Genomic DNA, 25,642 nt, shown 5'->3' with positions numbered 1-25,642 from the left:
CGCGCCTGACCGAGCGGACTCTTCGATAGTGGATCTTCGTATCCACTGGAGAGTCTGTAGATGAACTCACTGCAATACAAAGACCTGCTGATCAACTTCACCACCGAGTTCGTTCCTGTATGGAACGACAAAGGCACTCGCGCCGAAAAACCCGTGACCTTCTGGCGCCCGAGCACATCCTCCGACGCGCTGGGCAACTTCGTCCCGCTGGGTGATGTGGCGGTGGCGGGTTACCACAACATCAATCAACTGAACATCGTCGCTGTTGTCAGCGAAGTTGACCGGGAGAATGGCACCGCCTTGCGGCCCCCCGTCGACTTCGAGAGAGTCTGGGAACACTCGGGACCAAGGGCACGCGCCAATTTCTCAATCTGGCGGCCCACCGCTCCAGAAGGTTATGTGGCGATGGGGCTGGTCTGTGGCCTCGGTAACGACAAACCACCACGCAATACCATCCGCTGTGTCAGAGAAGACCTGGTGACTCAGGCCTATGTCGACCAATTGATCTGGAGCGACCAAGGCAGCGGCGCCCACCGGGACTTTAGCGCCTGGGGTGTCTCCCCGTCGCAAGCAGCTCCTGGCCAAGCCTACCTGGCACCGGGCACCTTTACCGGCGCCGAGGGCTATGCCAAGCCAACCAGGCAAAGCCCGGTGCACGCCCTGCGGCTGGACCTTGCGCTTCATTCCGAAGATTTGCCGCCACTTTCACCCGAAATGGCACCAGGACGCACGATGCCGGAGCAGGTAACAGAGGGCATTCATGTGTGCGAACTGCCCTGGTTTACCGTGAACGACCCGACCCTGACGCCCCTGGAAAAACTGCAAACGTGCCCGGTATATCGGTTGAAAAGAATCGACCAGTACAGCTTGGTGGCCAGCGGTCAAAACACCACGCCAGCAAGCCAAACCTTCAGTTGGGTATTCGCAAAAGGAGAGATCAGTGACTTCTCCATGGGCCTGCGCTCCTTGACCGGCGTCGATATAAAGGCTGCCTGGGCACCCCGGCATCCGTTGAGTATCAGTGCCAACCTCAATCGCGACTTCACGCATACGGGCTTGACCGCACAAGGCTGGGAACGGGAGGGCGTGGCGGATGTGATGGCTTACATCCCGGCGAATAAATCCATCGCTGCCTACCTGGTCAAAAGCCGATACGAGCTATTGCGGGCTGACGGCAGCCAGCTCGGGCCAACCCTGACCTATGCCAGCGGAGATAACGTCTACTTCAGCGAGCTGCTGCAACCTGAAGCGGCGGTTACTGCTGTTGAGGAGCCAGAGGAAGTACCAGCAGCGGTGCCCGAGCCCACAGAAAACAACCTAGAGATAACGCCCCATGATTTCATCGACGACACCCTCCTGCCGTAACTGATCGAGGGCCGCCTGGAGTTTCGCCACTACGTCATCCGGCACGTTTTTGTTCAGCGCCAGGTACAGCTCCGCGCTGTTGAAACGCAACACAGTCTTGAGCCCGGTCACCCCGACCTGGCGTGCCAGATAACGGCCCGCCGGGTCCCCGGTGGCCCACAGGTCGATCTGGCCATCCACCAGCTTTTTCGCGTTGTCCTGATCCCGCAACACGATCACCGGCTTGAGCCCCTGCTTCTCCAGGCTCTCGGCGATGGCGTCGCCCTTGTAGGCGCCGATCTTGTAGCGCCGCGCCTGCTCAAGGTCGCTCAGCTGGATCTTGCTGTCAGCCTTGGCCAGCAGCACCCAATCGTCCGGGCCGATGGGGCCGACCCATTTGAACAGCGCCTCACGGTCCGGCAAGCGCGCCATCACGAACACGCCGTAACCGGGTTTTTCCAGGGCGAGTTTGTAGATCCGGTCCCAAGGGAACCGCAGGGTCAGGTTGTAGGAAATACCGGCACGCTGGAACGTCTCGCGGACGATGTCCACGGCAATGCCTTCGATGTTCTCTTCCTTGGCGAAGTTCTTGCCGTTTTTCGCCATGTTGTACGGCGGGAAGTTTTCCGTCAGCAACACCAGGGAAGCGCCGTCGGACGGTTCATCAGCGTAAGCCGAACCCGTCAGCAGAACGGTGGTACTGGCGAGGGCGAGCAGCAGGTCTTTGAACATGAAAGTTACCGGAATCCATGGCAAGCCCAGAGAGTGCCGCGAGCCTGCCATGGTGTCCAGTGACGTTTAGCGTACGACGATACCGCGCGCCGCCATGTAGGCCTTGGCCTCAGGCACGGTGTATTCGCCAAAGTGGAAAATACTCGCCGCCAGCACTGCGCTGGCGTGGCCTTCGATCACGCCGTCGGCCAGGTGCTGCAGGTTGCCGACGCCGCCGGAAGCAATCACCGGGATGCCCAGTGCGTCGCTGATGGCGCGGGTCACGCCCAGGTCGAAGCCGTTTTTCATGCCGTCCTGGTCCATGCTGGTCAGCAGGATTTCACCGGCACCCAGGGCTTCCATCTTCATCGCCCACTGCACGGCATCCAGCCCGGTCGGCTTGCGCCCGCCGTGGGTGAAGATCTCCCAGCGCGGGGTTTCGCCCGGGCCGGAGACTTTCTTGGCGTCGATGGCAACCACGATGCATTGCGAACCGAAGTGCTGTGCGGCTTCGCCGACAAATTCCGGGTTGAACACCGCCGCGGTGTTGATCGAAACCTTGTCCGCGCCGGCATTCAGCAAATTGCGAATGTCCTGCACGGTGCGCACGCCACCGCCCACGGTCAGCGGGATAAACACCTGGCTGGCCATGCGCTCCACGGTATGCAGCGTGGTGTCGCGACCATCGACGCTGGCGGTGATGTCGAGAAAGGTAATCTCGTCGGCACCCTGTTCGTCGTAGCGACGGGCGATTTCCACCGGGTCGCCGGCGTCACGGATGTTCTCGAACTTGACGCCCTTGACCACGCGACCGTTGTCGACGTCCAGGCAAGGGATGATGCGTTTGGCCAGCGCCATGGTCAGTCCTCAGCCGTTGTAGGCGTCGCAGTAAGCCTGGGCTTCAGCGACGTCCAGGGTGCCTTCATAGATCGCCCGGCCGGTGATCGCGCCGATGATCCCCGGCGCCTTCGCGTCCAGCAGCGACTTGATGTCGCCCAGGTTGTGGATACCGCCGGAAGCGATCACCGGGATCCTGGTGGCGGCGGCCAGCGCAGCGGTGAACGGTACGTTGCAGCCCTGCATCATGCCGTCTTTGGCGATGTCGGTATAAACGATGGCGGAGACGCCGTCGGCTTCAAACTGCTTGGCGAGGTCGATCACCTGGACGGTGCTGATCTCGGCCCAGCCGTCGGTGGCGACGAAACCGTCCTTGGCGTCCAGGCCCACGATCACTTTGCCGGGGAACGCACGGCAGGCTTCGGCGACGAAGGCCGGGTCTTTCACCGCCTTGGTGCCGATGATCACGTAGCTCACGCCTGCTTTCACGTAGTGTTCGATGGTTTCCAGGGAGCGGATACCGCCGCCGATCTGGATCGGCAGGTTCGGGTAGCGCTTGGCGATCGCCGTCACCACTTCGCCGTTGACCGGCTGGCCTTCGAACGCACCGTTCAAGTCCACCAGATGCAGACGACGGCAACCGCCTTCCACCCACTTGGCAGCCATGCTCACCGGGTCATCGGAGAACACCGTGGAATCTTCCATGCGGCCCTGGCGCAGACGTACGCAGGCGCCGTCCTTGAGATCGATAGCGGGAATAATCAGCATCTGGCAAACCTTATTCGATATTCAGCGTTGCCCGGGAAATCAGGGTTTCTCGAGCGCCCACAAGTCGCTTTCGATGCTTTCGAACCTTTCTTTAAGGTGCGTCTGCACATCGAAAATCGCCCTGTTGTAATAGTGCGGAGCAATTTCAGTGGTGAACAGTTCGAGGATTTCTGCAACCTCGAACGAGCCGAGCTTGAGCTCGAAGCGGTCTTCCATGAAACGCTTGATCTTGTCGGTGGCCTCACTCTCCTGCTGGGGAGTGAGGTTCAAGATCGGCGGCTTGACCTTCTTGGCCATTACCAGCGCCCGTCCCACGCGGCGAAGTTCTGCAGCAATTGCAGGCCATGGGTATGGCTCTTCTCCGGGTGGAATTGCACGGCAAAGCGCGAACCGTCGGCCAGGGCCGCGGCGAAGTCGACGCCATAGTGCCCGCCACCCACCACCTGGCGCGGGTTACCGGCGGCGATGTAATAGCTGTGTACGAAATAGAAACGCGCCAGGTCCGGCACTTCGTGCCACAGCGGGTGATCCACGGTCTGGCGCACTTCGTTCCAGCCCATATGCGGCACCTTCAGGTGCTCGCCGTCTTCGTGCAGGTCCTTGCCGAAAAACTTCACCTGGCCCGGAAACAGACCGATGCAGTCGACGCCGTCGTTCTCTTCACTGCTGTCGAGCAAGGCTTGCATGCCCACGCAGATGCCGAGGAACGGCCGGTCCTGGCTGACTTCACGCACCAGGCTGTCGAAGCCCAGGCGACGAATCTCGGCCATGCAGTCGCGAATCGCGCCAACCCCCGGGAACACCACCCGGTCGGCTTCGCGAATCACGTCGGCATCGCTGGTGATCAGCACCTTGCCGGCACCTACGTGCTCAAGGGCCTTGGCCACCGAGTGCAGGTTACCCATGCCGTAGTCGATAACCGCGACCGTCTGCATTACAGGACGCCCTTGGTCGACGGCATTTGCCCGGCCATGCGGTCATCCAGCTCCACGGCCATGCGCAGGGCACGGCCGAAAGCCTTGAACACGGTCTCGATCTGGTGGTGGGTGTTGGTGCCACGCAGGTTGTCGATGTGCAGGCTGACCAGGGCGTGGTTGACGAAACCCTGGAAGAATTCCTGGAACAGGTCGACGTCGAAGCCGCCCACGGTGGCGCGGGTGTACGGCACGTGCATCTGCAGGCCCGGGCGGCCGGAGAAGTCGATGACCACACGCGACAGCGCTTCATCCAGCGGGACATAGGCGTGGCCGTAGCGACGGATGCCTTTCTTGTCGCCGATGGCTTTGGCAAATGCCTGGCCCAACGTGATACCGACGTCTTCCACCGTGTGGTGGTCGTCGATATGCAGGTCGCCCTTGCTGACGATATCCAGGTCGATCAGCCCGTGACGGGCGATCTGGTCCAGCATGTGCTCAAGAAAAGGTACACCGATATCAAATCGGGCCTTTCCGGTGCCATCCAGGTTGATCGAGGCTTTGATCTGGGTTTCCAGAGTGTCGCGCTCGACGGACGCCTTACGTTCGGCCATCACCAGCTCCGCAAAATCATTGGGCGAAAAAGGCAGCCATTATAGGGGCGCGGGCGCTAAACAGAAACATCGGAGGGGATAAGACTGATGGAGTGTCGGGGATAGACATGTCAGTACAAGTGTGGGGGCAGCTTTGCGTGGGAGCGGGCTTGCTCGCGAAAGCGGTGTGTCAGCCAATACATGTGCTGACTGATCCATCGCATTCGCGAGCAAGCCCGCTCCCACAAGGGTTACGCGGTGTTAGTGGAACAGTACTGCGGTTTTCTGCAGGGTGACCCACACGCCCCACGCCAACGGAATGCCCACCGCCAGCCAGGCGGCAACCGCCAATGGCACGCTGCCGGAGGAGGCTTTCCACTCCAGCACGGTGCTGGAATCGGCGCCCTTGTCATGGCCCAGCGCCTGCTCGGCAGCCAGTTCGGCGTCGGTCATGAAGTACTTGTCTGCCACCGGCCGTACCAGCAGGTTGCAGATAAAGCCCAGCACCAGCAGGCCGGCGAGGATGTACAAGGTGATGTCGTAGGCGGCAGCGCGTTCAACGCCGATGCTCAACTGATACTCACGCAGGTAGTTCACCAGCACCGGGCCCAGTACGCCCGCCGCTGCCCAAGCGGTCAGCAGGCGACCGTGGATCGCACCCACCATTTGCGTACCGAACAGGTCCGCCAGGTAAGCCGGCACCGTCGCAAAACCACCGCCGTACATCGACAGGATGATGCAGAACGCCGCCACGAACAGCGCGACGTTGCCCAGGTGACCCAGGTTCGGGATCAGCGCGTACAGGGCAAAGCCCAATGCGAAGAACACGAAGTAGGTGTTTTTACGGCCAAGGTAGTCGGAGAACGATGCCCAGAAGAACCGGCCACCGATGTTGAACAGGCTCAAGAGGCCGGTAAAGCCGGCTGCGATGGCCGCGATGGAAGCCAGTTGGCCGGCATCCAGTTGGCCAAATGCCAGGCCGTTACCCAGCAACTTGCCGCCGAACACTTCCTGCAGCAGCGGCGAAGCCATGCCGAGGATGCCGATGCCGGCAGACACGTTCAGGCACAGCACCAGCCACACCAGGCGGAATTGCGGGGTTTTCCAGGCCACGTTCACGTGCACGTGACGGTGGGTGATCATCGCGTTGCTGGCTTTTTTCGCCGGGGCAGTCCAGCCCTCAGGCTTCCAGCCGGTAGGCGGAACACGGTAGGACAAGGCGCCGCCGATCATGAACACGAAGTAGATCACGGCCATGACCACGAAGCTCTGCCACACGCCAACGCTGGTCGGCGAGGCAAAGTGGCCCATCAAGGCGGCTGCCAACGGAGCGCCAACCATCGCGCCGCCGCCGAAACCCATGATCGCCATGCCGGTGGCCATGCCGCGCTTGTCCGGGAACCACTTGATCAGGGTCGAGACCGGCGAGATGTAACCCAGGCCCAGGCCGATACCACCAATGACCCCGGAGCCGATCCACATCAGCCAGATCTGGTGGGTGTAGATCCCCAGCGCGGAGATCAGCAGGCCGCCACACCAGCACAAGGCCGAAACGACACCAGCCTTGCGTGGCCCGGCGTGTTCCAGCCAGCCGCCCCAGATCGCTGCGGAGCAGCCGAGGAAGATGAAGAACAGGGTGTAGATCCAGCCCAGCATGGAGATGGGCCAGTCGCATTGCGACGAGAAGACCTGGCTGATGAAGCTCATGTCCGGCGCGCAAGCGACCGGTGCGGTGATCCCCAGCGCCTTGGACAACGGCAGCCAGAACACCGAAAAACCGTAGGCCATGCCGATACACAGGTGGATCGCCAGGGCGGCCGGTGGTACCAGCCAACGGTTGAACCCGGGCTTGGCGATAATGCGTTCCTTGGACAGGAACGCAGGCTGTGCAGCAGTATTACCCGCCGCAGTGCTAGTGCTCATTGGTGTTTCCCCCAGTTATTAGTATGTGTCCGTCGGGCGCTCTCTCCCTCGGCCTTACACGCAAGGCGTGGCCGTTTTGTTGAGTAAAGCTCCTTTTAAACGCGACGTTTAGTCGCAGACGGCAGACGAACATGCGCAGATTAGCATCTGTGGATGACAGAAAAACCAAACTGATATCACCTTTCTGGAGTTATCTGATTTGTTTGACGCCATGTAACGATCCCTAAACAGCCATAGGGCTACGAGCGTTATACTCTTCGGCTAAATTTTAAAATCGACATACAAGGACTCGCCCATGAAAGCGTTCGGCAAAATCCTGGGTCTGGTACTTCTCGGGCTGTTGCTGATCATTGTGGCTCTAGGCTTTGCCCTGACCCATCTCTTCGATCCCAACGACTACAAAGACGAGATTCGCCAGATTGCCCGCGACAAGGCCCACATCGAGCTGACGCTCAATGGCGACATCGGCTGGAGCCTGTTCCCCTGGCTCGGTCTTGAATTGCACGAGGCCAGCGTTGCGACCCTGACCAATCCGAGCCAACCGTTTGCCGATCTACAGATGCTCGGCCTGTCGGTGCGCGTGCTGCCGCTGCTGCGCCGTGAAGTGCAGATGAGCGATGTACGTGTCGAAGGCCTGAACCTGCGCCTGAACAAAGACGTGCATGGCCACGGCAACTGGGAAGACATCGGCAAGAATGTGCCGGACCCGGCTACCGCCGCCACCACGCCTGCCGTGGCTGAAGCGGCCACACCGCCCAAGCCTGAAAAGCCGCCGCAGCCGATCCGCCTGGACATCGACAGCCTGACCATCAACAACGCCCGCGTCGAATACAACGACGAGCAGACCGGCAAGCAGTTCAGCGCCGAAAGCATCCAGCTGAGTGCCGGCGCCGTGCACGAAGGTGCAAGCATCCCGGTCAAACTCACCGCGTTCTTCGGCACCAACCAGCCGCTGATGCGCGTCAAGACCGAGGTCAACGGCAACCTGCGCATTCAGCGCGCCCTCAAGCGCTACCAGTTCGAAGACATGAAGGTCACTGGTGAAGCCACCGGCGAGCCGCTGCAAGGCAAGACTGTGACCTTTTCGACCCAGGGCCAATTGCTGGTGGACCAGTCTGCGAATATCGCCGAATGGACCGGCATGAAGCTGTCGCTGAACCAACTGCGCGCCCTGGGCGAGTTGAAGGTCAACGACCTGGACAAGACTCCACAGCTCAGCGGCGCCCTGTCGATTGCCCAGTTTGACCTGGCCAAGTTCCTCGACAGCGTCGGCAACCCGCTGCCACCGATGGCCGCCGGCAGCCTGAGCAAGGTCGAACTGGTCAGCCGCCTCAAGGGCACGCCGACCAGCCTGGCGCTTGAAGACCTCAACCTGAAACTCGACGACAGCACCTTCACCGGTCGCGTGGCCGTGGATGATTTCGCCAGGCAATCCCTGCGGGTGCAGCTCAAGGCCGATACGTTCAACGCCGACAACTACCTGCCGGCCAAGTCCGAAGCCGCCAAGGGCGCCGCGGCCGCACGCCAGGCTGAAGTGCAGAACAGCGAAGCCGGCGCCATGGCGGCCGGTGGCACCACACCGTTGCCGGACGCCCCGACCAAAGCCGCGTGGAGTACCGACAAGCTGCTGCCGCTGACCCGCCTGCGCACCCTGGACGTAAACGCCGACCTGTCCTTTGGCCAACTGACCCTGAGCAAGCTGCCAATCCAGAATGCCGCCCTGAAAGCCTCCGGCCTCGATGGCCAGCTCAAGCTCGAAACCTTGAGCGGCGGCCTCTACAACGGCACCTTCCAGGCCAACGGCAACCTTGACGTGCGCCAGGACATCCCGCTGCTGGCGCTGCAAACCCGCATCAAGCAGGTACCGGTCGAACGCATCCTGCAAGCCCAGGGGCAGAACCCGCCGGTGAAGGGCCAGCTCACCCTCGACAGCAACCTCAACGGCCGCGGCAATAGCCAGAAAGCCCTGATCGACAGCCTCAACGGTACCGCCAGCTTCGCGATCAACAACGGCGTGCTGCTCAACGCCAACATCGAGCAACAGCTGTGCACCGGCATCGCCCTGCTCAACCGCAAGACCCTCAGCGGCGACCAGCGCGGCAAGGACACCCCGTTCCAGGAACTCAAGGGCAACCTGACCTTGCGCAATGGTGTGGCCAGCAACCCCGACCTGAAAGTGCGCATCCCGGGCCTGACCGTCAACGGCGACGGTGACGTCGACCTGCGCGTGCTGGGCATGGACTACCGCGTCGGCATCATCGTCGAAGGCGACCAGCGCGACGTGCCGGACCCGGCTTGCCAGGTGGGCTCCAATTTCCAGAACATCGAAGTCCCGCTGCGCTGCCGTGGCCCGCTGGAACTGGGCGCCAAGGCCTGCCGCCTGGACAAGGACGGCTTGAGCCAGGTCGCCATCAAGGCGGCGGGCAACAAGCTCAGCGAGAAGCTTGAACAGAAGCTCGACAAGGTCAATCCACAGCTGAAAGACGCGCTTAAAGGCCTGTTCAAACGATGAGAAACGAGCAGTTTTCAACGGCGGTGCTCGACTGGTACGACCGCCACGGTCGCCATGACCTGCCCTGGCAACAGGGCATCACGCCTTACCGGGTGTGGGTCTCGGAGATCATGTTGCAGCAGACCCAGGTCAGCACCGTGCTGAACTACTTCGACCGGTTCATGGCGTCCTTGCCAACGGTCGAAGCCCTGGCTGCCGCGCCGGAAGACGAAGTGCTGCACCTGTGGACCGGGCTGGGTTACTACACCCGGGCGCGCAACCTGCAAAAGACCGCGAAGATCGTCGTTGCCGAATATGGCGGCGAGTTTCCCCGTGACGTCGAAAAACTCACCGAACTGCCCGGCATTGGCCTGTCCACCGCGGGTGCGATTGCCAGCCTGAGCATGGGCCTGCGAGCGCCGATCCTCGATGGCAACGTCAAGCGCGTGCTGGCGCGCTTTACCGCGCAAGAGGGTTACCCGGGCGAGCCGAAGGTCGCCAAACAGCTGTGGGCCACCGCAGAGCGCTTTACGCCCCATGACCGCGTCAACGCCTACACCCAGGCCATGATGGACATGGGCGCCACCCTCTGCACCCGCAGCAAGCCCAGCTGCCTGCTGTGCCCGCTGGAAAAGGGCTGCGAAGCGCACCTGCTCGGCCTGGAAACCCGCTACCCGATCCCCAAGCCACGCAAGACCGTGCCCCAGAAGCGCACGCTGATGCCGTTGCTGGCCAATGACGAGGGCGCGATCCTGCTTTACCGTCGCCCTTCCACGGGCCTGTGGGGCGGTTTGTGGAGCCTGCCGGAGCTGGATGACCTGGCCGACCTGGAACACCTGGCCAACCAGCACTCGCTGGCGCTGGGCAAACACCAGGAGCTGCCGAGCCTGATCCACACCTTCAGCCACTTCCAACTGGCTATCGAACCCTGGCTGGTCCAGGTCCAGGAGTCTGCCCATCACGTGGCCGAGGCTGACTGGCTCTGGTATAACCTCGCCACCCCGCCGCGCCTGGGCCTTGCCGCCCCGGTCAAGAAACTGCTGAAGCGCGCGGCTGAAGTATTGAACGCAGGAGTTCCGTCATGACCCGCACCATCATCTGCCGCAAGTACCACGAAGAACTGCCCGCCCTGGAGCGCGCCCCGTTCCCTGGCGCCAAGGGCCAGGACATTTTCGACAACGTCTCCGCCAAGGCCTGGGCTGACTGGCAAAAGCACCAGACCCTGTTGATCAACGAAAAGCGCCTGAACATGATGAACGCCGAAGACCGCAAATACCTGCAGGGCGAGATGGACAAGTACTTTTCCGGCGAGGATTACGCCAAGGCCGACGGCTACGTGCCACCTGCTGAATAATTGATCAAATTTGGGGGTTGGCCCGTAAGCGACGGTAATAATTAAATATTTTTTGAAAACTTGCTTGACGACCCCCTGAAAAACCCGTTTAATGCGCCCCGTTGCCCAGATAGCTCAGTCGGTAGAGCAGGGGATTGAAAATCCCCGTGTCGGCGGTTCGATTCCGTCTCTGGGCACCACCTTTCGTTTTCAGGTGATGCCAAGCACACCTGAAAGCACACAAGAAACCCGCCTAGTGCGGGTTTTTTGCTTTCTACGGTTCCCAACCGTTCCCTTGTAAGCCCAAACATATGTGAGTAGATCGTGAGTAGATCCAGTTCGGTCTAGAAATCTAATCACACCAGAACGGCAATACGCCCGCCTGGTGCGGCCGCATTACTCAAGCCTGGAGAAAGGGTTACCCTCCACGTCCCTGCTGGCTCGGTCGTAGTCGGTGCGGCATACCAAGGAAGCGGCATCTGCGGGATGGGTGCGGAAAGGCAAGAGCGAGAGGCAATCGTCACGGACGGAAAGGTGAAAAACTACCGCGTATCAACAAGCGGTGACGGTGTTTTAGACATTCTCCCTACCACGCTGTAACGAAAAGATAGGGCCGCCTCCCGGCGGCTTTGTCACGCTTTGAAACAGACGATATGGTCTCACTCAGACCAAATCGTCTGTTTCACCCCCGCCTCGCTGGGCCGCCGTAACCACTCCGGTAACCACCAAAAGTAACCACTCTGCTCAATCGTAATCCGTTAGCAACCACATGCATACAGAGGCAAAACATGGAAGCTCAAGCCTATCTTCGGGAGCTGAACACCCAGCTCACCTACTTGTTTGAATATGCGCGAAAAATTAACGAGATAGACACTGCTGCTGCCCTGTTCGCTGAGTTTCGTGGCATTCAAGATGCCGGCTGGAATACGATCGCAACCGCTATCGAGGTATTCGATGAGCTGAAAGTGCTTGGATCGAAGGGTGCCCCTCTGACTAGGCCTGAGCTTCGCCAAGTGCTATGCCTCTATGCGCATCTTGCCGAGGCGGGTGGTGTGTACGAGGGGCTATTGAACACCATGCAGATCCCTCAGTTGAAGGCTTACAACCTCTGGCCGTTTCAAAAGCTCGTCCGAGTGCGTCCTGAACCCAGAGCTATAATCGGCCCAAACGCTAACGCGATGTTTCGGCACCTAGCACGGGTTGCGACTGAAATAGGGATGAGCAGCCTGGCGAGATTGTTAGAGACCACCTTTCGGGACGACATCAGAAATGCCATAGCGCATGCCGACTACGTTCTCGTTCCTGAAGGGTTGCGAGTAAGGCGAAGAAACGGAGGCCAGCCAGTCATTGTCTCCCACGCAAAGATCGGAGAGGCTTTACAGATAGCAATTTTCTTCTTTGAATTGCTCCAATCTTTCCGACAGGAAATTGCAGAGTCATTTCGCCCGGCCCGAACTATTGTCGGAAGGTTCAGCGAGAACCCACCCATGGCCTGGAAAATCGAATTATCCGATGATGGGAGATTCTCCCTTTCTAGCGATGCGCCTGGTCCACAATACGATGAAGGGTATGAACGACAGATGCGGATTAATGACCGTTTGGGCGGGCGTATGGTGGCGGCTTACATTGAACCAGGCGCGGACTTGCCACCGGGGCTCATTGCAGAGATCTCAACAATTGGATTTGAGGTTTTAATAGTGGAATTCGAGAGTGAGGATCAATTTGCAGATCTTGTAGCTGAAGTAGAGAGGCATCAATTGTGGAGCCCAGGGCTAATTCCAGAAAATGATTTTGGAAGTGTGCTCATGTCGACACCTTTTGGATTTCAAAAAATCTCAAACGGGAAGCAATTCAAAGCCTCGCTGCCCGTTGTCGAGGAAGTTCTAGTGGCATGATCTACAGGAGTTCGATTACTCGCTTAATGTCAGGCTTTGTCAGGCTCCACGCTGCCCCTATGTCAAGTTTTGACAAGTTTTCGGCGTATACCAGATCACCTGTCAATTACCAAATGAAACCACCTCTCCTGGTTACCATCCATCAAAGGAATATCCGGTCAGCACCATTAGATACCTAGGCGACGCCTTTCATCATCTGACAGCGGATTTCTTAGCGCTTCACGATATGCCGCTTGGCATTTTTCGAAAAAAGGCTGGTGAAACACTTGAAGAGCTAGTCCAGCCAGTGCGCCAAACCTGACCCAAAATATATAGCGAACCGCACCTAGCGTGAGCGAACTGCGAAAGCTGGTAGGAAGCTGTGTTTTTGAATCTACAGGCACAATGAGCCCTCCGTGCGCCGCATATTTATGCTCTCCGAAACTTTCATGAAAGGTTTCATATGTTGGATCAGCATCGATATACAAACCTACGGCGTTAATACCCGTGCGGCCCAATGAAAATTCGCTAACAGCTAATGGGCGCGGGCCACCCGACTCCGCAACGTGACAACATAGAAGTTTGGCGAAGTAGCGGGATACGTTGAGGTACGGAGTGGAGGACAGATCATATTGCGGCAGGCTGAATACGGTTTCTGGAGCCTTACCTTGCGAAAGCAGCTCAGATACCAAGGCATGAAACCGGTCAAACTCGCGATCAGGAGCTTGGGTTTGAGTGCTATTACATAATGCACATATGCGAGCCGAGAAATGAAAGGCCTGGGACTTTGGACCTTGCGCGTCGCGGGGGACGCTCGTGCCATCAAAGCTGCCGATGACCATAGGCTCTCTGCCAAAGATCTTTCGTAAAGCAGAAGCTTTTACCTTGTGCTCTCCCGTGAGAGATTCTGGGGAGCCACACAGACAGCAGCAGTCAGTTTGGTATGGCTCGAAAAAAAACCCCATCGGACGGCTCCTTGCGATCTAGAGATATTTGGAATTGTCGACGATTCAGGCTGCCCACTTGAAAGCGCAATGATAGTCGTAGATGGAGAGACTGAAGCTAGTCTTACCACTTGGGGCACACCTCTCACGGGACTAACTTTTGCTAACTGAATCGCCCCGGGTTTCGTAGACACCTCCATGCCTTAAAATGAGGCCCATTAGGAGGTGCCATGAGCAACCAGCGTTATCCCGAAGAGTTCAAAATCCAGGCGGTCAACCAAGTGACCGAAAAGCAGCTTCCTGTCTCGGAGGTGGCTGCCCGATTGGGTGTGTCCGTGCACAGCCTCTACGCCTGGATTAAGCGCTACACCAAGCCCCAAGAGCAGCGCGTTCAGGAGGACGATCAGAGTGCCGAGCTTCGCCGTCTACGTGCTGAGCTAAAGCGGGTGACGGAGGAGCGAGACATCTTAAAAAAGGCCGCCGCGTACTTTGCCAAGGAGTGCGGCTGAAGTACGCCTTTATTAAGCAGCTTGCGGGTGACTACTCCATTCGACGTCTTTGTCTGACGCTGAAGGTTCATCCCAGCGGCTACTACGCATGGCTATCCGAACCAAAATCTGCGCGAACCAAGGATGATCAACGACTGCTCGGTTTGATCAAGCATTCCTGGCTGGAAAGCGGTGGTGTTTATGGTTATCGCAAGATCCATGATGACCTGCGCGAGGTCGGCGAGAGCTGTGGCCGCCATCGGGTGGCTAGGTTAATGCGCCTTGAGGGTTTGCGTTCTCAAACTGGGTATCGGCGACGCCCAGGAAAATCTGGCGGCAAACCAGCGGTTGCCTCACCAAATTTATTGAAGCGCCAGTTCGATGTCAGAGAGCCCAACAAAGTCTGGGTCACCGACATCACCTACATCCGAACATATGAAGGCTGGCTGTATTTGGCCGTGGTGCTCGATCTGTTTTCACGCCAAGTCGTTGGCTGGTCAATGAAGTCACAAATGACGAGCGACTTGGCCATCGATGCACTGCTAATGGCGGTGTGGAGGCGTAAGCCGAAGCAGGAAGTAATGATTCACTCTGATCAGGGCAGCCAGTACAGCAGCTCTGATTGGCGCAGCTTTTTAAAGGCCAACAACCTGGTCGCCAGCATGAGCCGTCGAGGTAACTGCCACGACAACGCCGTAGCTGAGAGTTTTTTCCAGCTGCTGAAACGGGAACGAATCAAGAGAAAAATCTACACCACGCGGCAAGATGCTCGTGGGGATGTATTCGATTACATCGAGATGTTTTACAACCCAAAACGACGTCATGGTTTCAACAATCAACTGTCACCGGTAGAGTTTGAAAAGCGTTACACAGCGAGCTTGGAGAGTGTCTAGAAAACCCGGGGCGATTCAGGCCTCTCTTTTTTCTTCTGGAATCAACGATGAAATCTTTTCGATAAACCGTTGAATGCCATCTGATGAGCCAAGCAATCCCTCATCAAACCACGCAGAACACCCGTCGTAGCTCGTTGAATGATAGTAAGCGGCACTCGTTATCTCATAACGCGGGGTGGCCCCCAATAGACGGCTAACTATAAAGGGGAACCAGGGCGACAAAAGTTCTGTGTCGCATCTCCCTATCTCGAGCACATCAGGGTGCGTCAGGATTTTTTCAATTTCCTTAGCCGAGACGGAATAGATTTTGGAGAGAGTTGTGATTGCATCTTCTTTGTTATCACAGCTGGGGATGAAGCTCATCTCAAAGGCTCCCGGCCTGCTCGTCGGAGGTGCGGCACAGAGAATAGCAGGTTGAGTTACGAGTACCGAACCAGCCCTACTGTCATAGAGCAGTGAGCGATCACCAAGCTAATTCTCAGCGGGCATCGAACTTTCTTTTGATTCGTGGATGTCCTGACCAGCAGCATTCAAAAGCTGAAAAGTCTCCACTTAGGCATACACAGTTTGAAGCCAATGCGGGCGTATACCCCTGACGCTAATCAGTCGCGCTGACCGCCATCAGTGACCACTTTTGATTGGCCAACTGTTTGTCCAACACCTCTCGGAGAAACACACCAGGAGCGAACCAAATACTGGCCGATCCACGCGGTATAGCATTCACGCCTGCTATATTGCCGTCCGCCTGACCAACCCAACCCACCCCAATACAAGGAATGTGAATGTGAAGCTCGTCCCTGTCTTATTGCTCGCCCTACTGACGTCAGGCTGCGCTACCGGCCCCGCCGTCGAATGGGTGACTGTACGCAACACTGACAAATTCACTGATAAATCCAGCTGTGCGGTCACGGTGGGCACCTATTACACAAGGGGCGGGATATACACCGTCAGCAATCAATACTACCCATACATTGAGGTGGTAAATGGCGACCTACGAGTGGGCGTGAAAAGCGGCGGCCGCTTCTTGATCCCGGTCGGCGACGTCCAGCTCAGAGTCGATCAGAACAAGGCATGGACGATCAGCACCAGCGAAACCCCGCTGGACTATGTGTCCGAGGGCCAGCTCAAAGCTATGCAAGCCTACGCACCGAAAGATCCCCAGCAGCAACAAATAGTGGAAAACGCCTATAAGACTGCGATGGAGGCTACAGCACGGTCCATGTCTCCGTTTACCGCGTCAACAGGTGAGAAGGCTCAATCAATTCTCAAAGAGATGCGATCCGGCAAGACACTTATCTATCGCACTGTTGGACTGAATCAAGCAGCGTCTACGACCGGGGAATATGTACTGGACCAATCGCTGGAGGTCGCATTACGTCAGTGCGGTATTCAATAGGCGCAGGCATCCGCGATTTCGCGCAGTACTTCGCGCACGGCCCTCGCGCACCTGGTCAATGCGCGAAGCCCTCCCCCCGCCAAGGTCTCACGCACCCTTCACGCAGCATATTCACGCACTGGGGCGGCGTGATGCTCAGGCCGGCATGTAGGCTCCACCGCGCCAGCGACGGCTCGCCACCGGAATGCGCATTAACTGCGCAAATTGCGCACATGAAGTACGCAGCTCATCACGCACGGTTGGTAAGCATTTGGGCGCGTACCGGTAGCAGGTTCGCACTGAGGTTCGCATCTCTGGTTCGCACCCTCTAACGGGAACCAGGCCGCCAGCCTGCTATCAAAAGTTATGGTTGCCTGGCGCTGGTTTCCACTGTGGTTTCCAGGGTTTTGCAGTGGTTTCCACTGGCAACCTGGCCGGGCCCAGACCAAACCCACGCCCCGGGCGTCGACTGGCCGGCGCGCACGATCCGCGCCAGCATTGAGTGTTGAATTCAACTCACCGTGTAGATCGCAACACGCTGGCGCCGGCATTTACTTTGACCACACTTTGACTTAATGCGAGACAGCCATCAGACCAAAACCACGCCGGGTGGGCGTCTGAGGCTTATCGCGTGGCCAGCCCGTGAAACAAGCGCACCGTGGCCGCTGATACCCCTGACAGGCCCCAGACGGATACGGCGCTTCGGCCCGCCTACTTTTACCTGGCCTTTACCGAATCGCTGGCGAATGTGAGACAGGCATGAGACGGATTCGGCGAGCGTGGCCGCCTGAGAACGCGCAGCGACCAATGCGGGCGGGGCTCACGCTTAGATGCGGGGAAATTCCGTATCACATCACCAGGGCACTTTGCCGCCGGCAGACGCAAACCACGTAAAGGTGATTCCGGGCATTCGCGGCGCCGGTGCTACGCTCTCCCGAAACACGGAGAGCCACCATGACGGAAACCAAACTGATTGCCAGCCTGTTCGACCGCCTCAACCAAATCCTGCTCGCCCTGGGCGCCGCGGTGGAGGAGCTTTCCAACTGGGTCGAACAGCGCGGATCGGCAGACATTGCCAACAACGTGCGCGGCGCATTGGAAACCCTCGACGAGAACCTGGTGTTCATTCGCCAGGGCATTGCCGAGCTGACCGTCGCCGTCAGTCTGGGCGATGTGTAAGGGCCTGTGATAGCTCACTCCAATCCTTAACTAACCTTGACGAATTTTAGACAGGTCTTGACGGATTTCTCCGGCGCCACCAGCGCTGGAAACGCTGAAAGCCACGCAGGGCAAAGCTTTGCGCGCATTCGCGCAGCTTGGCCAGCGCCGGCCTCGTCAAGAATTCAAGAGGTAGCTGTCAAGGTAACTGCCCGATCGATATCCAGGCCCACGCTGGAGGGATGGAGTGGTGAAATACCGAGCCAGAAAAAATCGTTAGCGCTCCAGGCCATACGAGACAGCCCCTTGATGGATTTCCCCCGACATGCCAGCGTCAAATCACCCGCGATCCAATAAATACGCCGCTTCAAGCGTGAGTAGTGACGCGATGGTGCTTGCCGCATCAGATATTTCCGAGGACACCAAAACAATTTTTAATCTGGGAGATAGCTTAGGAGATACAACACAATCTGTCAGACCTAAGGACCAAGCGCATCCGTAAAATTGAACGATGACTCCCGGGGCGCAGTCACTGCTAATGATTATCCCAGCCATTACGAATTAATGCCTTTGCAGTTCGCACATGACCACACTCTGATGAAAGCGCCTCAAGATCTGGGTTTTCTTGGTAAAACCCTTCTCTAGTAGAAAAAAACAATTATGAATTCAGACCAACGCATAACAAATTCTGAGCTATACCGTTTATCATCTACGCGGGCCACACCAAGCAAGCCCTAGCACAAGTAGATAGAGAATTGCAAGGCTTTTAACCGATCCATAAGGGATAGCATATGAACATTCAGGAAAGAACGGGAAGGTCAGATCGGACGGACTTGAAAACCCAGGACGACCTGAAAGGCGCTGTGATCTATACCGATGCTTTTGCGGCTAAAAAGAAAAAAAATGAGTACGAGATTGCGGCCGAGCAAATCTCAAGGCGCGCTCAAAAAACCGACTGGTAAGCAGGAATCAGATGAGTACAGGGAATGTAAAAGCTTTGCCCAGCATGGGCGAAGCTACTGCTGCTAACGAAGAAAAAGAAAAAAATATACAAGCACGCATAAAATCTCGACTGACAAAGGAAATTGTAATTGGCGTATGCGGTGCTGTTGGCTGCAATCTAGCCGATGTAGTCGAAGAGCTAAAAAACCAGTTTGGCTTATGTAATTACCACGTAATTCCTATTAAGCTCAGTACAATAATTAAAGAATATTTCGCAACTCACCCCCTTCCATCAGAACACTTCGGAAAAGACTTAAATCGCCTTGGTGTTGATGAGCGCTATCGTGTACTTCAAGACCTCGGCAATAGTATTCGCAAGCGACTTGGGGATGATGCTCTAGCGACCCTAGCTATTCACAATCTTTCATTATCTCGGCAACTCCAGATTAACGCTAGCGAAGAAGAAGACCCACCGCGAACTGTTTATATCATTGACCAACTTAAAAACCCCGCAGAAGTAGAACTCTTCAGACTAGTTTACAAAAATATATTCTATCTCGTTGGCGTAATGAGCCCTCAGCACTCAAGAATAGATCAACTCAAGCAGGAAGGAATGAATTCCGTAGCTGCTCAAGAGCTGATTGAAAGAGACCGAAACGAGAATCTTGATCATGGTCAGCTACTAGAGAAGACAGTTCAAAAATCGGACTTCTTCATAAGAAATCATCTGACAAGTATCGGCAACTTATCTAAACCTTGCGGCAGGTTCGTAGGGCTTGTTCACGGACAAAATGGCATCACTCCAACTCGAGATGAATCGGGGATGTATGCTGCCCACTCAGCCTCGCTGAAATCTGCCTGTCTCAGCCGGCAGGTCGGAGCTGCGATCACTGACTCAGCCGGTAATATCCTTTCAGTAGGCTGGAATGACGTTCCGCAAGCCGGTGGAGGTCTTTATTCAGCTGATAATGTAAATGACCAAAGATGTGTCAACCACGGAAGGAAATGTTACAACGACTTCCATAAAAGTCGACTAGTCGAAAGCATTGTAAGGATATTAGAAACATCGGGAAAAATCCCTCCCAGCCTCGCCGAAGAAATCTCAAAAAAAATATTAAAAGAAACACCGGCAGGTGCATTGATTGAGTACTCTCGTGCGATCCATGCAGAAATGGAGGCCATTTTAAACATTGCTCGCAAACCGGCCGGCACAACCACCGGAGGGGTGATGTACACTACAACTTACCCGTGCCACAACTGCGCGAGACATATAATAGCCTCAGGTATAGATCGAGTTGTCTATATCGAACCTTATGAAAAAAGCCTAGCAATGGCACTTCATTCTGATGCGATTTCCATCGATCAGATAGCAGAAAATAAAATAATCTTCGAGACTTTCGAGGGCGTATCACCGAAACGATACACTGCTTTCTTTGCGTTCAACACCAAGAGAAAGGATGAGAAAGGATTGGCGATCTCGATAATGAATAAAGAAGCCAGCCATGTATCTCAAGAAATATTAGACTCTTACTTAGATGTCGAGGCTAAGGTTTTTAACCTTGCTCGCACACACAACGTTCCGCTACCAAACTAAGAACAAGAGAGCGCACCGCCCTCTCTTGTTTGATTCTTTCACCGATATTGAAATATTAAAATTACTCCCTACCGCTTCACGCAAAAAACGCCACTAATTCATTCAAATAGAGACCCTCGCCATCCCGGGTCTCTTATACTTATGTAAATTTACTGAACCTGGCACGCCCAGCACCACGACGTATCTCACTTGTGCCCCCCCCAAAAAAAAGCGGCCACTACCTCGATACGGGGTAGCGCCGGCATGAGACACCGACGAGAGCGCCTCACAATGGTGGAAATATCACATGGCGCCGCGACCAACTCAGGAAGAGTACGACCAGGCTGCCAAACCACTTGTCAGGAATCAACATTGGAGAACAGCATCAAATCTGTCGCAGCCGGAAGGGGGTCAAATCGGAGGTACATTTAAAAAAGAGAGTAGATTTGTGAGTAGATTTACATATAGCCGCAAGACAGACCCTTAAAAGACGTGACCTATAGCCATCTGTTCGATTCCGTCTCTGGCACCACTAATTAGTTTCAGGTGGTGCAAACATCATCTGAAACACACAAAAAACCCGCCTGGTGCGGGTTTTTTGTTGCCTGCCGTTTTTGACTCCTTCAGCCACCGCCCCGCATCAACGTCAACACCGCAACCCGCTCCTGCTCGGAGATGTGAAAACCACTCTCCTCCACGCGCGCAATCCAATCCTGCGCCGAGAGCGACTCGCCAAAACGCACCAGGCGTCCGTAGCGCCTGAACACAGCCTCCAGCACGCTGATCATCGAGGGGTAGCTGCAGCCTCCGTCGAAACAGATGCTGAGGCCGCCAAGCCAGGAACGGCCGATCACGTGGGCACTACCGACGCTCTCGGCACCGGCATACTCAAAATCCATTTTTACTGCTTCCATGTCGCACCCAAACTCATCACCACGAAAGTACCCAAGCCTAGCAGGCGCCTGTTTTGCGGCAGGCTGCAAAGCGCTCCAATCAGACCAACCGGTCATCCAGGCGGCGACCATACAGTAAGACGATCCAAAGCGCCGGTTATCAACACCTCATTCCGACCCCATTGATCCATCCTTAATTCCCCAGTGATCGCCACTCTTGTCGGCGTTACCACCGACAATGATGTCAAGGCGACTGAGTCAGTTCACCAGGAACACCAGCAGCGGGTTGTCATTCAACCGCCCATTGAACACCGGCGCCATGTGTTCCAGCGGCGTGCCGCTGAGCAGTGCGGTTTGCTTGCGCTCCACAATCACCCAGGCGGGGCGCGGCAGTGTATCCACCAGCAAGGGTTGGTTGCGCCCGATGAACAGCGGCTGCTCGTCGTGATCCAGATTCATGATGTAGCGAATCGCCCAGGTGTCCTTGGCCAGATCGACGAACACCAGGGTCCCGGGATTATCGGCACGCAGCTTTTCCACCGCGCTTACGAAGTTCCTGGTGTCGAATTGCAGATCCTTGGCCGGCTCCACAACCTTCACCAGCACCAGCCATTGGGTGGCCAGCGCAATCAGGCTGAGCACCACCAGGCGCTGGCCGAGATTGCCCTGCAAACGGCGCCAGGCAATCACGGCTGCGAGTTGCAGCACGATCAGCACACCCACCAGCGCCGGCACTGAAACGTCCGGCCAGTAGCCGTGCTTGTGCCACAGATGCCGACAGACAAACACCACGACAATGCCCAGCACCGGCAGGACCGCCACCAGCCACTCATAGCCACGCCGCACGCCGAGCAACCAGCCCTGGGCCTGGAGCAAGCCATAGGCGGCCACCGCGGCAAACATCGGGACCATGGGCACGATGTAGTAGGCGCGCTTGAAGTGCGGCACCGACAAGCCCAGCAAAATCATCAGGCCGCAGGCGGCCAAACGCAGCATCAACTGCACATCGGCATCGTCGTGGCGGGCCGACCATTTGTGGCGCAGGGCAATCATCGTCGCCAGGGCCAGCGGCACCACCGGGAAATAGCGGTACAGGCTCAGCTTGAAGTAGAAGTAGAACGCCTCACCGGTTTCATCAAGGCGCCCGGTGAATTGCATCCGCAGCACATCATCGACGAAAGCATCGCCACCGCTGATCCGTGCCAGTTTCAACAGCGCCCACCAACAGCCGGCCAGCAGGATCAAACCGACCACTCCGTGGGCAATCACCTTTTTCAGCAGCGCAATCCGCTCTTGCCGCATACGAGCGGTGCCCAGCGCCCAGTAGACACAGGCCACCCCGCACACCTCGATCAACCCCAGCGGCCCGCGAATGGCAAACGCCACCACGAACAACGGAAAGATCGCATATTGGCGCAGCCGCGAGCCCAGGCGCTCACCGGTATGCAGCAGGTAGAAACACCCCAGGCACAACAACGAGATCATCTGGTCCAGGCACACCGAGCGCGACTTCTCCAGCAACTGGGCAGTCAATGCGGTGAGCAGCACCGTCAGCAGCGCCCACGCCCGGCCCGACGGCACCAGCAAGCGATAGATCAGCGCCATGACCCCGGCAGACGCCAGGGCGGTGGGCATCACGTTAGCCAGGTCGTTGGGCGCGCCGAATAAACGGGCAAAGAGGTAGCTGAGGTAGGTCGCGGTGCCCGGATAGTCCGGGTAAGGCTCACCGTAGGTGGTAGGAAACAGGCTCGCGCCGTGGCGAAACATCTCTTGCATGAACACGGCCCAGCGGCCGTCGAAGCCCTGTGGCTGCTGGTCCCAGATGCCCAGGGTGAACAGCAGCAGGGCGATGAGGAAAATACCCAGCGATTCCATTCGAAAGCGATTGTGTTGATCCATTATTCAGCCTGTCAGGTGGGGTAAACCGGCTCATGTTGCCGAACGCCACCCTGAATAAGCCCTGAACGGAATCAAACATTCATCCGCCTAACGACGAGCGGGCCAGATCAGCAGCGGCAGCAGGCGGATATAGAGTAGCTCCCCTACCAATTCCACCAGGGTTTGCGTGATCACTGCGGCAGCAGCGAGCCCACGGATCTCTTCGGGTAACGCCAGCGCCAGCGGCAGCACCACCAGGGAATTACGCGTGGAGGTGCTGAAGGTGACCGCCCGCGCCGTGGGCGCCGATAGCTTGAACAGGCGCGAAGCCAGCGCCCCCATCAGCGGGGCCAGCAACAGGAAGCCGATATACACCGGGATCACCGGCGCCAGCAGGCCGATATCGCGGACCACGGCGGTGATCTGCGAACCGATCACCACCATCAGCACCAGCGCCATGGCCGGCACGGGCAGCCAGGCCCAGGCATCGTTCCAGGCACTGACGACCGGTGAGCGCCGGGACTGGGAAGTGGTCAGCACCGCCAGAATCATGGGGGCAACGATCAGCAGCAGGAAGGCCTCGACAAACGGCCCCACTGCAACCACCACCTGCGACTGCGCCCCCAGCATCAACCCCAGGTAGACCGGCAACAGCAGCAGTTGCAGCAACAACAGAATCGGGGTCGCCGCCAGCATCAACCGCGAGTCACCCTTGCCGATATGGGTAAACACCACCACGTAGTCGATGCACGGCGTCAACAGCACCAGCAACGCACCCACCAGGATCGCCGGGTGTTCCACCAGGCCCCGAGTCAGCGCCCACACCAGCAGCGGAATCAGGATGAAGTTGGCCAGCAGCAACGCGGCCATGAAGTGTTTGTTGCCCAGCCCCTGGCGCAGGTCCAGAAACGGGATTTGCAGGAACATCGCGTACATCAGCACGGCGATGGCGGGCGTAACCAGGGCGGCCACACCTTGAGCCATGGAGGGCGCCAGCAGGCCGACAACGGCAGCCAGCACCACGCTGGCGAAGTAGATCAGGATCTGGTTTTGTTCGAGGGTGTCGCGGGTCATGGGCCGGCTCTGGTGGGCGAAAGGGTCTAAGCCTAGGCATCTGTGCCGCTCAGGTCGAGCCTTAGAAAAATCCCCGGGGTCTTCATAGCAGAAATTTGTTAGTTTCGACTTCTCATAAAACTGCGCACGGGCCTTTGACCCCCCATCGAAAGCGCAATGATCGAGCCTGTTCATGAACCTGCCAGTCCGACCTCAAGCCGAAGCATTCCGCGAGCCCACAGCCGATGGGCATTCCATCGGCGGCTTCACGTGGCGCCATCCGCGCACAGACGTTGAACGCCCGGTCGTCATCATCAACGCCGCCACCTCCGTACGCTGCCGTCACTACTCACGGTTTGCCGATTACCTGTTTGCCAATGGCTTCGACGTCATCACCTACGACTACCGCGGCATCGGCGAATCCCGCAGCGGCTCGCTGAAAGGGTTCAAGGCCTCGTGGTCGGATTGGGGCGTGCTGGACTTCGAAGCGATCCTGCAGCGGGCCCAGCGGGAGTTTGCCGGCCAACCGATTGATGTGGTCGGGCACAGTTTTGGCGGATGTGCGGCGGGGCTCGGGGCTTCCGGCGCGGTGATTCGGCGCCTGGTGACGGTAGGCGCGCAGTTTGCCTACTGGCGCGACTACGAGGCGAGCGGGCGCTGGCGGATGCTTGCCAAATGGCATGTGGTGATGCCGCTGGTGACAGCGGTTTTTGGCTACTTCCCGGGCAAGCGCATAGGCTGGCTGGAGGATACCCCGGCGGGCGTGGTACGCGACTGGAGTACGCCGACGCCGAGTTATGAAAAACGTCCGAGTGGGCGAGCCTTGCCCGAGTTGCCGTTTTCGCGGGTGAAGGCACAGATATTGGCCATCAGCATTACCGACGACCCGTTTGGCACGGTGGCGGCAATCGAGCGCCTGCTGGGTTACTTCGACGGCAGCGAGCGCACGCACCTGCGGATCGCCCCTGAAGATATCGGCGAAAAAGAGGTCGGACACTTCGCATTCTTTCGCAGCCAGTATCAGGATCGGTTGTGGCCGATTGCATTGGCTTGGCTGCAACGGGGAGAGTTGGCCAACGGCACGCCGGGGCGCCAAGTGACGGATCGCACCTAGAAAGCCTTGGGATTTCTCCAGACCTGCGCTTCAATACCCCATCCCCAGATCCTGACACCAAGGACGTGAGCCCATGGCTTCGCCGAACAAGCAGCAAAAACGCGCCCACCGGGCAAAAGCCAAGGCCAAGCAGAATCGCACCCAACGCGCCGTCGCCACCAAGCCGGATGCCTTTGCCGGCGATGACAGCCGCATTGATCTTGAATCGGTGGATTTGACCGAGCTGTTCCTGGAGATGCGCACCGCTGGCGAAACCAGCCAGCAGGCGCTGTGTGCCGTGTTCCTGGCGCACCCGCTGCTGGCAGTGGTACTGGAGCAGGAAGGCGAAGAAGAAGCGACGGACTTTATACTCGCGGCGCTGATCGAGTATCGCCAGTGGGCCACGGATACCGAGGATGAAGCGGCAGCGCTGGCGTGGATTGAATCGCCGGAATTCCAGGCTGATTACGTCGCGGCGTCACAGGCGCTTGTTAGCTCCGAAGGCTGATACAAAACGAAATGTGGGATCGGGCTTGCTCGCGAAGGCAGTGTGTCAGTCAGCTC

Annotated in this window: 24 protein-coding genes and 1 tRNA gene; 13 read left to right on the top strand and 12 right to left on the bottom strand. The window is 57.6% G+C overall.

Annotated elements, in window-relative coordinates; translation table 11 throughout:
• Positions 1 to 60: 60 nt before the first annotated feature.
• Positions 61 to 1,365 (top strand): Vps62-related protein, encoded by a 1,305-nt coding sequence (locus V6607_RS01850; protein ID WP_134325589.1) that lies wholly within the window; start codon positions 61 to 63, stop codon positions 1,363 to 1,365.
• On the opposite strand, the gene V6607_RS01845 is transcribed toward V6607_RS01850, so the two are convergent.
• The 7 genes from V6607_RS01845 to V6607_RS01815 form a co-directional block, all read right to left on the bottom strand.
• Positions 1,318 to 2,076, bottom strand: coding sequence for an ABC transporter substrate-binding protein (locus V6607_RS01845; protein WP_003218028.1), 759 nt, complete (start codon positions 2,074 to 2,076; stop codon positions 1,318 to 1,320). The two genes, V6607_RS01850 and V6607_RS01845, sit on opposite strands and share 48 nt — an antisense overlap.
• A gap of 66 nt (positions 2,077 to 2,142) precedes the next feature.
• On the bottom strand, positions 2,143 to 2,913 hold the full coding sequence (hisF, locus tag V6607_RS01840; protein WP_003218030.1) for an imidazole glycerol phosphate synthase subunit HisF: 771 nt from the start codon (positions 2,911 to 2,913) through the stop codon (positions 2,143 to 2,145).
• Positions 2,914 to 2,922: 9 nt separating this feature from the next.
• Positions 2,923 to 3,660, bottom strand: a complete 738-nt coding sequence (gene hisA, locus V6607_RS01835) for a 1-(5-phosphoribosyl)-5-[(5-phosphoribosylamino)methylideneamino]imidazole-4-carboxamide isomerase (protein WP_008435688.1) — start codon at positions 3,658 to 3,660, stop codon at positions 2,923 to 2,925.
• 39 nt (positions 3,661 to 3,699) lie between these two features.
• Positions 3,700 to 3,957, bottom strand: a complete 258-nt coding sequence (locus V6607_RS01830; RefSeq protein ID WP_003218033.1) for a DUF2164 domain-containing protein — start codon at positions 3,955 to 3,957, stop codon at positions 3,700 to 3,702.
• Positions 3,957 to 4,595 (bottom strand): imidazole glycerol phosphate synthase subunit HisH, encoded by a 639-nt coding sequence (gene hisH / locus V6607_RS01825; RefSeq protein WP_003218034.1) that lies wholly within the window; start codon positions 4,593 to 4,595, stop codon positions 3,957 to 3,959. The genes V6607_RS01830 and hisH overlap by 1 nt, the downstream gene beginning before the upstream one ends.
• On the bottom strand, positions 4,595 to 5,188 hold the full coding sequence (gene hisB, locus V6607_RS01820) for an imidazoleglycerol-phosphate dehydratase HisB (RefSeq protein WP_003218037.1): 594 nt from the start codon (positions 5,186 to 5,188) through the stop codon (positions 4,595 to 4,597). The genes hisH and hisB overlap by 1 nt, the downstream gene beginning before the upstream one ends.
• Before the next feature lie 240 nt (positions 5,189 to 5,428).
• A complete protein-coding gene (locus V6607_RS01815) occupies positions 5,429 to 7,090 on the bottom strand; it encodes an OFA family MFS transporter (protein WP_003218039.1) in 1,662 nt (553 codons plus the stop codon).
• Between the two features lie 295 nt (positions 7,091 to 7,385).
• Here V6607_RS01815 and V6607_RS01810 point away from each other — a divergent pair, with 295 nt between their 5' ends.
• The 5 genes from V6607_RS01810 to V6607_RS01790 all read left to right on the top strand — a co-directional run bounded on the left by V6607_RS01810 (position 7,386) and on the right by V6607_RS01790 (position 12,809).
• On the top strand, positions 7,386 to 9,602 hold the full coding sequence (locus tag V6607_RS01810) for an AsmA family protein (protein ID WP_134325588.1): 2,217 nt from the start codon (positions 7,386 to 7,388) through the stop codon (positions 9,600 to 9,602).
• A complete protein-coding gene (mutY, locus tag V6607_RS01805; protein ID WP_087693328.1) occupies positions 9,599 to 10,666 on the top strand; it encodes an A/G-specific adenine glycosylase in 1,068 nt (355 codons plus the stop codon). The genes V6607_RS01810 and mutY overlap by 4 nt, the downstream gene beginning before the upstream one ends.
• Positions 10,663 to 10,935, top strand: coding sequence for an oxidative damage protection protein (locus tag V6607_RS01800; protein ID WP_087693327.1), 273 nt, complete (start codon positions 10,663 to 10,665; stop codon positions 10,933 to 10,935). The genes mutY and V6607_RS01800 overlap by 4 nt, the downstream gene beginning before the upstream one ends.
• A gap of 103 nt (positions 10,936 to 11,038) precedes the next feature.
• Positions 11,039 to 11,114 (top strand) — tRNA-Phe (locus tag V6607_RS01795).
• Between the two features lie 588 nt (positions 11,115 to 11,702).
• On the top strand, positions 11,703 to 12,809 hold the full coding sequence (locus V6607_RS01790) for a hypothetical protein (RefSeq protein ID WP_134325587.1): 1,107 nt from the start codon (positions 11,703 to 11,705) through the stop codon (positions 12,807 to 12,809).
• Between the two features lie 167 nt (positions 12,810 to 12,976).
• Here V6607_RS01790 and V6607_RS01785 read toward each other — a convergent pair whose 3' ends face one another.
• Positions 12,977 to 13,753 carry a hypothetical protein gene (locus V6607_RS01785; RefSeq protein WP_134325586.1) on the bottom strand — a complete coding sequence of 259 codons (777 nt, stop codon included), beginning with the start codon at positions 13,751 to 13,753 and terminating at the stop codon, positions 12,977 to 12,979.
• Between the two features lie 209 nt (positions 13,754 to 13,962).
• Here V6607_RS01785 and V6607_RS01780 point away from each other — a divergent pair.
• A protein-coding gene (locus tag V6607_RS01780; protein ID WP_134326149.1) for an IS3 family transposase occupies positions 13,963 to 15,113 on the top strand; the annotation gives its coding sequence in 2 pieces (ribosomal slippage) (positions 13,963 to 14,197 and positions 14,197 to 15,113; 1,152 coding nt in all).
• 15 nt (positions 15,114 to 15,128) lie between these two features.
• Here V6607_RS01780 and V6607_RS01775 read toward each other — a convergent pair.
• Positions 15,129 to 15,476, bottom strand: a complete 348-nt coding sequence (locus tag V6607_RS01775; protein ID WP_134325584.1) for a hypothetical protein — start codon at positions 15,474 to 15,476, stop codon at positions 15,129 to 15,131.
• A 421-nt stretch (positions 15,477 to 15,897) separates the two neighbouring features.
• On the opposite strand from V6607_RS01775, the gene V6607_RS01770 reads away from it, so the two are divergent.
• The 4 genes from V6607_RS01770 to V6607_RS01755 all read left to right on the top strand — a co-directional run bounded on the left by V6607_RS01770 (position 15,898) and on the right by V6607_RS01755 (position 20,182).
• The gene (locus tag V6607_RS01770) at positions 15,898 to 16,509 is read left to right on the top strand and encodes a hypothetical protein (RefSeq protein WP_134325583.1); all 612 of its coding nucleotides are present in this window, start codon (positions 15,898 to 15,900) and stop codon (positions 16,507 to 16,509) included.
• Between the two features lie 933 nt (positions 16,510 to 17,442).
• Positions 17,443 to 17,667 carry a hypothetical protein gene (locus V6607_RS01765; RefSeq protein WP_134325582.1) on the top strand — a complete coding sequence of 75 codons (225 nt, stop codon included), beginning with the start codon at positions 17,443 to 17,445 and terminating at the stop codon, positions 17,665 to 17,667.
• Between the two features lie 770 nt (positions 17,668 to 18,437).
• A complete protein-coding gene (locus V6607_RS01760; protein WP_166742137.1) occupies positions 18,438 to 18,608 on the top strand; it encodes a hypothetical protein in 171 nt (56 codons plus the stop codon).
• Positions 18,609 to 18,619: 11 nt separating this feature from the next.
• A complete protein-coding gene (locus V6607_RS01755) occupies positions 18,620 to 20,182 on the top strand; it encodes an anti-phage dCTP deaminase (protein ID WP_134325581.1) in 1,563 nt (520 codons plus the stop codon).
• A gap of 602 nt (positions 20,183 to 20,784) precedes the next feature.
• On the opposite strand, the gene V6607_RS01750 is transcribed toward V6607_RS01755, so the two are convergent.
• The 3 genes from V6607_RS01750 to V6607_RS01740 all read right to left on the bottom strand — a co-directional run bounded on the left by V6607_RS01750 (position 20,785) and on the right by V6607_RS01740 (position 24,006).
• Positions 20,785 to 21,060 carry a hypothetical protein gene (locus V6607_RS01750; protein WP_008435692.1) on the bottom strand — a complete coding sequence of 92 codons (276 nt, stop codon included), beginning with the start codon at positions 21,058 to 21,060 and terminating at the stop codon, positions 20,785 to 20,787.
• A 252-nt stretch (positions 21,061 to 21,312) separates the two neighbouring features.
• On the bottom strand, positions 21,313 to 22,953 hold the full coding sequence (locus tag V6607_RS01745) for a glycosyltransferase family 39 protein (protein WP_166742136.1): 1,641 nt from the start codon (positions 22,951 to 22,953) through the stop codon (positions 21,313 to 21,315).
• Positions 22,954 to 23,040: 87 nt separating this feature from the next.
• The gene (locus V6607_RS01740) at positions 23,041 to 24,006 is read right to left on the bottom strand and encodes an arsenic resistance protein (RefSeq protein ID WP_134325580.1); all 966 of its coding nucleotides are present in this window, start codon (positions 24,004 to 24,006) and stop codon (positions 23,041 to 23,043) included.
• Between the two features lie 172 nt (positions 24,007 to 24,178).
• Here V6607_RS01740 and V6607_RS01735 point away from each other — a divergent pair, with 172 nt between their 5' ends.
• Entirely contained in the window at positions 24,179 to 25,099 is a 921-nt protein-coding gene (locus V6607_RS01735) for an alpha/beta fold hydrolase (RefSeq protein ID WP_102604466.1), read from the top strand.
• Between the two features lie 73 nt (positions 25,100 to 25,172).
• Positions 25,173 to 25,586, top strand: a complete 414-nt coding sequence (locus V6607_RS01730; protein ID WP_134325579.1) for a hypothetical protein — start codon at positions 25,173 to 25,175, stop codon at positions 25,584 to 25,586.
• Positions 25,587 to 25,642: the final 56 nt, after the last annotated feature.

Source organism: Pseudomonas sp. KK18 (assembly GCF_037094675.1).
Taxonomy (GTDB): Bacteria; Pseudomonadota; Gammaproteobacteria; order Pseudomonadales; family Pseudomonadaceae; genus Aquipseudomonas.
The sequence above is the reverse complement of the archived record's forward strand: the minus strand, read 5'-3'. Positions and strand labels throughout refer to the sequence as shown.

Coding starts and splice junctions, on each gene's coding strand:
- V6607_RS01850 (WP_134325589.1), top strand. CDS start 61: ATGAACTCACTGCAATACAAAGACCTGCTGATCAACTTCACCACCGAG.
- V6607_RS01845 (WP_003218028.1), bottom strand. CDS start 2,076: ATGTTCAAAGACCTGCTGCTCGCCCTCGCCAGTACCACCGTTCTGCTG.
- hisF (WP_003218030.1), bottom strand. CDS start 2,913: ATGGCGCTGGCCAAACGCATCATCCCTTGCCTGGACGTCGACAACGGT.
- hisA (WP_008435688.1), bottom strand. CDS start 3,660: ATGCTGATTATTCCCGCTATCGATCTCAAGGACGGCGCCTGCGTACGT.
- V6607_RS01830 (WP_003218033.1), bottom strand. CDS start 3,957: ATGGCCAAGAAGGTCAAGCCGCCGATCTTGAACCTCACTCCCCAGCAG.
- hisH (WP_003218034.1), bottom strand. CDS start 4,595: ATGCAGACGGTCGCGGTTATCGACTACGGCATGGGTAACCTGCACTCG.
- hisB (WP_003218037.1), bottom strand. CDS start 5,188: ATGGCCGAACGTAAGGCGTCCGTCGAGCGCGACACTCTGGAAACCCAG.
- V6607_RS01815 (WP_003218039.1), bottom strand. CDS start 7,090: ATGAGCACTAGCACTGCGGCGGGTAATACTGCTGCACAGCCTGCGTTC.
- V6607_RS01810 (WP_134325588.1), top strand. CDS start 7,386: ATGAAAGCGTTCGGCAAAATCCTGGGTCTGGTACTTCTCGGGCTGTTG.
- mutY (WP_087693328.1), top strand. CDS start 9,599: ATGAGAAACGAGCAGTTTTCAACGGCGGTGCTCGACTGGTACGACCGC.
- V6607_RS01800 (WP_087693327.1), top strand. CDS start 10,663: ATGACCCGCACCATCATCTGCCGCAAGTACCACGAAGAACTGCCCGCC.
- V6607_RS01790 (WP_134325587.1), top strand. CDS start 11,703: ATGGAAGCTCAAGCCTATCTTCGGGAGCTGAACACCCAGCTCACCTAC.
- V6607_RS01785 (WP_134325586.1), bottom strand. CDS start 13,753: ATGGGGTTTTTTTTCGAGCCATACCAAACTGACTGCTGCTGTCTGTGT.
- V6607_RS01775 (WP_134325584.1), bottom strand. CDS start 15,476: ATGAGCTTCATCCCCAGCTGTGATAACAAAGAAGATGCAATCACAACT.
- V6607_RS01765 (WP_134325582.1), top strand. CDS start 17,443: ATGACGGAAACCAAACTGATTGCCAGCCTGTTCGACCGCCTCAACCAA.
- V6607_RS01760 (WP_166742137.1), top strand. CDS start 18,438: ATGAACATTCAGGAAAGAACGGGAAGGTCAGATCGGACGGACTTGAAA.
- V6607_RS01755 (WP_134325581.1), top strand. CDS start 18,620: ATGAGTACAGGGAATGTAAAAGCTTTGCCCAGCATGGGCGAAGCTACT.
- V6607_RS01750 (WP_008435692.1), bottom strand. CDS start 21,060: ATGGATTTTGAGTATGCCGGTGCCGAGAGCGTCGGTAGTGCCCACGTG.
- V6607_RS01745 (WP_166742136.1), bottom strand. CDS start 22,953: ATGGATCAACACAATCGCTTTCGAATGGAATCGCTGGGTATTTTCCTC.
- V6607_RS01740 (WP_134325580.1), bottom strand. CDS start 24,006: ATGACCCGCGACACCCTCGAACAAAACCAGATCCTGATCTACTTCGCC.
- V6607_RS01735 (WP_102604466.1), top strand. CDS start 24,179: ATGAACCTGCCAGTCCGACCTCAAGCCGAAGCATTCCGCGAGCCCACA.
- V6607_RS01730 (WP_134325579.1), top strand. CDS start 25,173: ATGGCTTCGCCGAACAAGCAGCAAAAACGCGCCCACCGGGCAAAAGCC.